This is a genomic window from Pseudomonas sp. GW821-FHT10C09 (assembly GCF_059415465.1).
In genome coordinates this window covers 22,946-29,577 of record NZ_JBWKNG010000042.1, presented here as the reverse complement: position 1 = coordinate 29,577, position 6,632 = coordinate 22,946, and the positions used below count along the sequence as shown (strand labels likewise).

General features: G+C 60.7%; 8 protein-coding genes. 2 read left to right on the top strand and 6 right to left on the bottom strand.

Annotated features, from left to right (window positions below; translation table 11 throughout):
* Positions 1-188: hypothetical protein (locus AC07N8_RS28840; protein ID WP_493147112.1), on the top strand; the 188-nt coding region annotated here is incomplete at its 5' end.
* Between the two features lie 45 nt (positions 189-233).
* Here the strand turns inward: AC07N8_RS28840 and AC07N8_RS28835 are convergent.
* Entirely contained in the window at positions 234-1,100 is an 867-nt protein-coding gene (locus AC07N8_RS28835) for a LysR family transcriptional regulator (protein WP_493147110.1), read from the bottom strand.
* Between the two features lie 114 nt (positions 1,101-1,214).
* On the opposite strand from AC07N8_RS28835, the gene AC07N8_RS28830 reads away from it, so the two are divergent.
* Positions 1,215-1,640: a VOC family protein gene (locus AC07N8_RS28830; protein ID WP_483844078.1), complete on the top strand. Its 426-nt coding sequence runs from the start codon at positions 1,215-1,217 to the stop codon at positions 1,638-1,640.
* Here the strand turns inward: AC07N8_RS28830 and AC07N8_RS28825 are convergent.
* The 5 genes from AC07N8_RS28825 to AC07N8_RS28805 all read right to left on the bottom strand — a co-directional run bounded on the left by AC07N8_RS28825 (position 1,618) and on the right by AC07N8_RS28805 (position 6,552).
* Positions 1,618-2,208, bottom strand: a complete 591-nt coding sequence (locus AC07N8_RS28825; protein ID WP_493147108.1) for a GGDEF domain-containing protein — start codon at positions 2,206-2,208, stop codon at positions 1,618-1,620. The genes AC07N8_RS28830 and AC07N8_RS28825 overlap by 23 nt on opposite strands.
* Positions 2,209-2,282: 74 nt before the next feature.
* The gene (locus AC07N8_RS28820; RefSeq protein ID WP_493147106.1) at positions 2,283-2,861 is read right to left on the bottom strand and encodes a hypothetical protein; all 579 of its coding nucleotides are present in this window, start codon (positions 2,859-2,861) and stop codon (positions 2,283-2,285) included.
* 1 nt (position 2,862) lies between these two features.
* A complete protein-coding gene (locus tag AC07N8_RS28815) occupies positions 2,863-5,031 on the bottom strand; it encodes a xanthine dehydrogenase family protein molybdopterin-binding subunit (protein ID WP_493147114.1) in 2,169 nt (722 codons plus the stop codon).
* A gap of 24 nt (positions 5,032-5,055) precedes the next feature.
* Positions 5,056-5,511 (bottom strand): (2Fe-2S)-binding protein, encoded by a 456-nt coding sequence (locus AC07N8_RS28810; protein ID WP_025111491.1) that lies wholly within the window; start codon positions 5,509-5,511, stop codon positions 5,056-5,058.
* 195 nt (positions 5,512-5,706) lie between these two features.
* The gene (locus AC07N8_RS28805; protein WP_493147103.1) at positions 5,707-6,552 is read right to left on the bottom strand and encodes an oxidoreductase; all 846 of its coding nucleotides are present in this window, start codon (positions 6,550-6,552) and stop codon (positions 5,707-5,709) included.
* Positions 6,553-6,632: the final 80 nt, after the last annotated feature.

Genomic DNA, 6,632 nt, shown 5'->3' with positions numbered 1-6,632 from the left:
GAAAAATGCTCCGTATCTTTCGATACGGAGCATTTTCTTCGAGCGCTGCGCAGATTGCTAGGTTTTCACACAGCCTGAATTTGGCGGGTTTTTTTATGCCTGCAACAATCGTCAGGATCGACACGGTCAAATGTGGGAGCGGGCTTGCTCGCGAAGACCGACTGACCTTCGACATCGATATTGACTGACCCACCGCATTCGCGAGCAGGCTCGCTCCCACAGGGAGAATTTGTTTAGCCATTGGGCTGGGTTAGGCAACTGGCGAATAGCTGCTGAATTGGCTGTGTACGCTGGCTATAACGCTGCAACAGCACGATCTCCCGATTAAACGTCAATTCACCCAACGGGATGATCCTGACCTTCGCCCCATACTCCAGCCACAACCCCGCTTCCGGCAGCAGCGAAACACCCAACCCACACTCAACCATTTTCACAATGGCTTCCAGCTCATCCAGTTCCAGCGCCACGTGCACGTCTATCTGCTGTTCTCGCAAAAACCGCGTCACCAGCCGTCCGCCGAACGAGTTGCGGTCATAGCGCACATGGGGATGACTGGCGAGGATCTGTAATGTGTCATCGCCTTCAAGGTCCATGGGAACGATCAAAACGAACGGTTCCCGGCGAATCACCTGTGCCGACAATTCCTTGGGCAACTCAAACGGCGGCTTGATCAAAATGGCCAGGTCCACCTCACCGGTGTCTACCTGGCTCAACAGATTCAGCGACACGCCGGGCACCAGTTTCGGCTCCAGCAACGGCGCCTGCTGCCTCAAGCGCAACAACGCCTGAGGCAACAACCCGGTCTGGGCCGTAGCCACAGCCCCAATTTTCAACTCGCCGCGATACTCGCTGACATCATCACTGACCGCCATTCGGCTGAACGTTTCCAGCATCTCCCTGGCCATCGGCAACGCCCGTTGCCCTGCGGCGTTGAGAATCGCCTGGCGCCCCGTACGGTCGAACAAGCGGATACCCAGCGCCTGCTCCAGATTGCGCATCTGCGCGCTGACCGCCGATTGCGTAAGACCAATGTGCATCCCGGCGGCCGCGAAAGTGCCGTACCGCGTGACGGCAATGAACGTTTTGAGTTCGCGCAGCATGACCGCCCCCGATTGATCGAAATAATTTGAGCTCGACGCAAAAACTATCGTCTTTCAATCAAAAAGCACAGCGCTAAACTCAGCCACACACAACGACCATCCGAGGCCTGACCCATGCAACTGTCCCCTTTCCACTTGGCGATCCCGGTGTATGACCTGAGTGCCGCACGAAACTTCTACGGCGAGGTGTTCGGCCTCGAAGAAGGTCGTTCCAGCGATCACTGGGTTGATTTCAACTTTTTCGGCCATCAACTGGTGATTCACCTGGCGCCGAAAAACGCTTCCCAGGAAGCCGCACACACCAATGCCGTGGACGGCCATAACGTGCCGGTGCCGCATTTTGGTGTGGTGCTGGGCATGAATGAATGGGAAGCGCTGGCGCAGCGTTTGACCGCGTTGGGCACGTCGTTCGTGATCGAACCGGGCATTCGCTTTCAGGGGCTGGTGGGCGAGCAAGCGACGATGTTCCTCTTCGACCCGTGCGGCAATGCGCTGGAGTTCAAGGCGTTCAAGGACATCAGTCAGTTGTTTGCCAAGTGAACGCGTCCGCCTCGGCCAACAGCCCTTCGATTGAGTCGTGACGCAGAGGGTCGTATTCGATCTGGCCGAGGCTGAAGCGCAGGTCGTTGGCGCGATGGGCCGCGGTATTGCGCTCGGCGAGTATTTCGTCGAGACGGGCCTTGATCGCGCCCGGCTCGACAGTGGCTGACCCCGTCAGCAAGGCAACGAAAGTGTCGCCGCACAGCCGGCCGATTACATCGCTTTCGCGAAACGCGATTCGCAGCACATCCGCAAAGGTTTTCAGCGCGCGGTTGCCCTCGGCACGGCCATACAGGTAGTTGATGTGCTTGAGGTCATCGAGCTTGAAAAGCAACAGCGTGGTCGGTTTGTCGAGTTGCTGGCAGGCGTCCAGCCCCTGTTGGGCCAATACGGTGAAACCGTGACGGTTGGGCAGCAGTGTCAACTCGTCCATGCTCGCCATCTGCACGCCCATCAGTTCTTGCTCGGCCTTGCGGGCCAGATCGCGCAGCAATTGCCGTTCCTGTTGTGGCGAACGCAATGGATCAGCGCGAACGCCGTTTTTCACCGGTTTGCCTGGGATCAACATGACTCACTCCATTGGCGGGTATGGTCTTTAGAGTCGGCCATACCTGCATTGACTCCCTGTTAACGGACCGCCGGTCAGCTACCCAGCACCGGACACGGCCCACCCGCCTCGGCCCACAGCTTGAATTGCGTGACGAAAATGTCGTGCGGCACCGGTACCGGCGCCCTGCCCTCACCGGGATTCCAACCCCACAGCACCAGTTTGTCGTCGCTGACATGCTTGATCAGTGCGACGAAATCACGGTCGCCATTGCTCGCGCGGTCCTTGATCATCGCGCACAGTTTGTCCGCCGGCAGGCCGATCCAGGCCATCTTGTGCGGCGTCGGCGGCAGGCTCCAGTGCGGCGCCCCCGGTGGCGCGTGCGGCCCGTAACTGGCCGGCGGATTGGCCTCGGCGTGACAGGTCGCACAGGGCAGACCGGCCGCACCCTTGCCGTCCATTCCGCGCACCACGTTCATGGCATGTGGGGTTCCGGCGTCAAACTGCAGCGGCGAATCCCCCGGAATATGGCAGTTCTGGCAACGCGGACTTTGAAAGACCTTCTGCACCGTATCGAATGCCTTGATCGCCTCCTTGTCGTCGGCGAACAGGTCCTCGGCGTAGCCCGCCAAGCCAATCAACAGCACCGCGCCCAACATCAGATGTCGTTTCATGTCACACCCCCGACAGTTGCAGCGGCAGCTCGCGCAAGCGCTGCCCGGTCAAGGCAAACACTGCGTTGGCGACGGCCGGTGCGGTGGGTGGAACGCCGGCCTCACCGATGCCGCCGGACCGTTCGGTGCTGGGCACGATGTGCACTTCCACCACCGGCATTTCGTTGAGCCGCAGCACCTGATAGTCGTGATAGTTGGATTGCACCACCTGTCCGTCCTTGAAGGTCAGTTTGCTGTGCAAGGCGAAGCCGAGACCAAACGTAATGCACGATTCCATCTGCGCCGCGATGCTCATCGGGTTGACCGCAATCCCGCAATCCACCGCACACACCACCCTATGCACGCGGATTTTCAGGTTGTCCTGGGACACTTCGGCGACGTGCGCCACGTAGCTGCCGAACGATTCGTGTACCGCCACGCCCAACGCATGACCGTCCGGCAACGGTGCGGTCCAGTTGGCTTTTTCGACCGCCAGATTGAGCACGCCCAAATGCCTTGGATGGTTCTTGAGCAAGGTTCGTCGGTATTCCACCGGATCCTTGCCGGCCGCCTCGGCCAGTTCATCGATCAACGATTCCATGACGAACGCCGTGTGGCTGTGCCCCACCGAACGCAGCCACAACACGCTGATGCCGGTTTTCGGCGAGTGCAACTCCACCTGGTGATTGGCCAGGTCTTCCAGATAAGGACTGTCGGCGACGCCTTCCACCGAAGTCTTGTCCACGCCGTCCTTGACCATGGTCGCCGCAAACGCGGTGCCGTCCATGATCGACTGCCCGACCATTACATGCTTCCAGGCGATCGGCATGCCGCCGGCATCCAGGCCGATAGTGGCCTGATGCAGGAACATCGAGCGGTAGTAACCGCCGCGAATGTCGTCCTCACGCGACCACACGGTTTTCACCGCAGTGCCGGCGGCTTTGGCAACCTGCACGGCTTCGGCGACAAAATCCGAGGTCGGATTGGCCCGGCGACCGAAGCCGCCACCGAGGAATTCGGTGTGGATTTCGACTTGCTCGGGTTTGAGCCCGGTGATCTTGCCCGCGATCATTTGATCCAGTGTCTGGAACTGAGTGCCGGTCCAGATTTCGCACTTGTCCTTGCTGATCTTCACCGTGCAATTGAGTGGCTCCATCGGCGCGTGGGCCAGGTACGGCACGCTGTATTCGACGTCGATCTTCTTCGTTGCTTTGCCCAGCGCGGCCGTTGCATCGCCCGCCTTGCTCGCCGAAATGCCAGGCGTGGCGGCCAGTTTGCGGAAGCTCTCCATCAGCTTCTGACTGTCGAGCCCGGTGTTCGGCCCCAGGTCCCAATCGACTTTCAGCGCATCGCGCCCCAGCTTCGCCGCCCAATAATGATCAGCGATCACCGCCACGCCCGTAGGCACTTGCACCACTTTATGCACGCCCGGCACTGCCAGTGCCTCGGCGCCTTCGAAGGATTTGACGCTGCCGCCGAACACCGGCGGCCGGGCGACCATAGCGGTCATCAAGCCGTCGAACTGCACGTCCATGCCGAACTTGGCCCGGCCGGTGATTTTCTCCGGTGTGTCCAGGCGCTTGGTGGGTTTGCCGATGACTTTCCAGTCCTTGGCCTCCTTAAACTTGATGGAAGCCGGATCCGGCACCGGCAGCTTGCCGGCGTCGTCAGCCAGTTCGCCATAGGTGGCGCGTTTGCCGCCGGCAATGACCACGCCTGATTCGGTGCGGATCTGCGAAGGCGCCACATCGAAACGCTTGGCTGCCGCATCGACCAGCATCAAACGCGCCGCCGCTCCGGCCTGCCGGTAGCGGTCAAACTCCATCCAGGTCGACGTCGAGCCGCCGGTGATCTGCATGCCACCAAACCCGGCCAACCCGTAATCGGCAGCCGAGGCCGGTGAGTGCTCGACGCGAATGGTCGTCCAGTCGGCGTCCAGCTCCTCGGCGATCAACATGGTCAGGCCGGTCCAGATGCCCTGGCCCATTTCCGAATGGCCGAGCAGTACAGTGACGCTGTTGTCGTTGCCGATGCGCAGGAAAGCGTTGGGCGCAAAAATGTTGCCCTCATTCTCCGCGCCCACGGCAAAACGATGGGCACCGGGGATGACAAAAGCCACCACCAGTCCTCCGCCCAATACGGCGCTGCCCTTGAGAAAACCGCGGCGCGAGACATCCAGGAGGCTGTTCATCATTCTGATTCCCTCGACATGGCATCAACCGATCTCGGCGGCGCGCTTGACCGCCGCGCGGATCCTTGGGTAAGTGCCACAACGGCAGATGTTGCCGGAGAGCGCCTGATCGATGTCGCTGTCGGTGGGTTTGGGAATTTTTGCCAGCAACGCGGCGGCGGACATGATTTGCCCGGATTGGCAGTAACCGCACTGCACCACATCGAGTTCGGCCCAGGCTTGCTGCACCGGGTGCGAACCGTCGGTGGACAGGCCTTCGATGGTGAGGATTTTTTGCCCGTTGGCCACGGCGGTCGCGGGCGTGATGCAGGCGCGTAATGGCGCGCCATCGACGTGCACGGTGCAGGCGCCGCACTGGGCCATGCCGCAACCGAATTTGGTGCCAGTGAGGTGCGCGACATCGCGCAGGACCCAGAGCAGCGGCATGTCCGCGGGGACATCCAGCTCCTGATCCTTGCCATTGATGTTGAGGGTCAGCATTGCGAATTTCCTCAGACTCACGGTGTTCTGAAGGGCGTCGCTACGACAAGCAACTGCCTGTGCGCGCCTTGGGTTATCCCTTCAGCTAAGCGCAAAATGCCGGGCGAGACCGGTTCATCGACCACCGGTCACACAAAGGCCACCTCAAATGGGTGGCCTTTGCATTGATCTTTTGTGGTGCGACAAAAAAGCCGTTTAGAAGTCAGTGGACACCGACACTTCGCGCCACACCTGCAACTCTTCGGCAACGAAGGTGTTTTTGGCTTCAATCGCCGCCACACAGTCACTGCCCAGCGGCAGGCGCAGCGGTGCGTTGGGAGCTTCTGCCAAGGTGATCATGGCCTGCGCGAGTTTGTCCGGATCGCCAGGCTGATTGAGGGTCACGGCCTTGGCGATTTTGCGCACCTCACCCGCGGTGCTGTCGTAGTCGCCAATCGAAGCCGGAGATTCGACCAGCGAATTGCCTTCGAGGAATTCCGTACGGAAGTAACCGGGCTCGACCACCGTCACCTTGATCCCCAGCGGCGCCAACTCGGCATGCAGCGCCTCGCTCAAGCCTTCGACGGCAAACTTGGTCGAGCAGTACACGCCAAAGCCCGGCCCCGACCGGTAGCCGCCCACCGAAGACAGGTTGATCACATGCCCGCTGCGAGCGGCACGCATATGTGGCAGGACCGCACGGGTGACGTTCAGCAGGCCGAAAACATTGGTTTCGTACACGCGCCGCACTTCATCCGCGCTCGCCTCTTCTACCGCGCCCAGCACACCGTACCCGGCGTTGTTGACCAGCACGTCAATACGCCCGAAGTGCTCGATGGCCGCGTTGGCGACTGCAATGCCCTGCGCCTCGTTGGTAACGTCCAGCGCAACGGCGAGCAACCCCGGTTGGGTGCCGAAACGTTGGGTGATCGTGCCGGCGTCACGGGCGGTGGCGACGACGGCGTCACCGTTTGCCAGAGCGGCGGCGGCGATTTTGGCGCCGATGCCACGGGAAGCGCCGGTGATGAGCCAGACATGTTTGAAGGAGTGGGAAGTGGTCATGAGCGTGTTCCTTGTTTGCGGTTGGGATGAGCACAAGGTACGCAGGAAGATTGATCGGAAAAATCGCCTCGTGCTACAAG

Coding starts and splice junctions, on each gene's coding strand:
- AC07N8_RS28835 (WP_493147110.1), bottom strand. CDS start 1,100: ATGCTGCGCGAACTCAAAACGTTCATTGCCGTCACGCGGTACGGCACT.
- AC07N8_RS28830 (WP_483844078.1), top strand. CDS start 1,215: ATGCAACTGTCCCCTTTCCACTTGGCGATCCCGGTGTATGACCTGAGT.
- AC07N8_RS28825 (WP_493147108.1), bottom strand. CDS start 2,208: ATGTTGATCCCAGGCAAACCGGTGAAAAACGGCGTTCGCGCTGATCCA.
- AC07N8_RS28820 (WP_493147106.1), bottom strand. CDS start 2,861: ATGAAACGACATCTGATGTTGGGCGCGGTGCTGTTGATTGGCTTGGCG.
- AC07N8_RS28815 (WP_493147114.1), bottom strand. CDS start 5,031: ATGAACAGCCTCCTGGATGTCTCGCGCCGCGGTTTTCTCAAGGGCAGC.
- AC07N8_RS28810 (WP_025111491.1), bottom strand. CDS start 5,511: ATGCTGACCCTCAACATCAATGGCAAGGATCAGGAGCTGGATGTCCCC.
- AC07N8_RS28805 (WP_493147103.1), bottom strand. CDS start 6,552: ATGACCACTTCCCACTCCTTCAAACATGTCTGGCTCATCACCGGCGCT.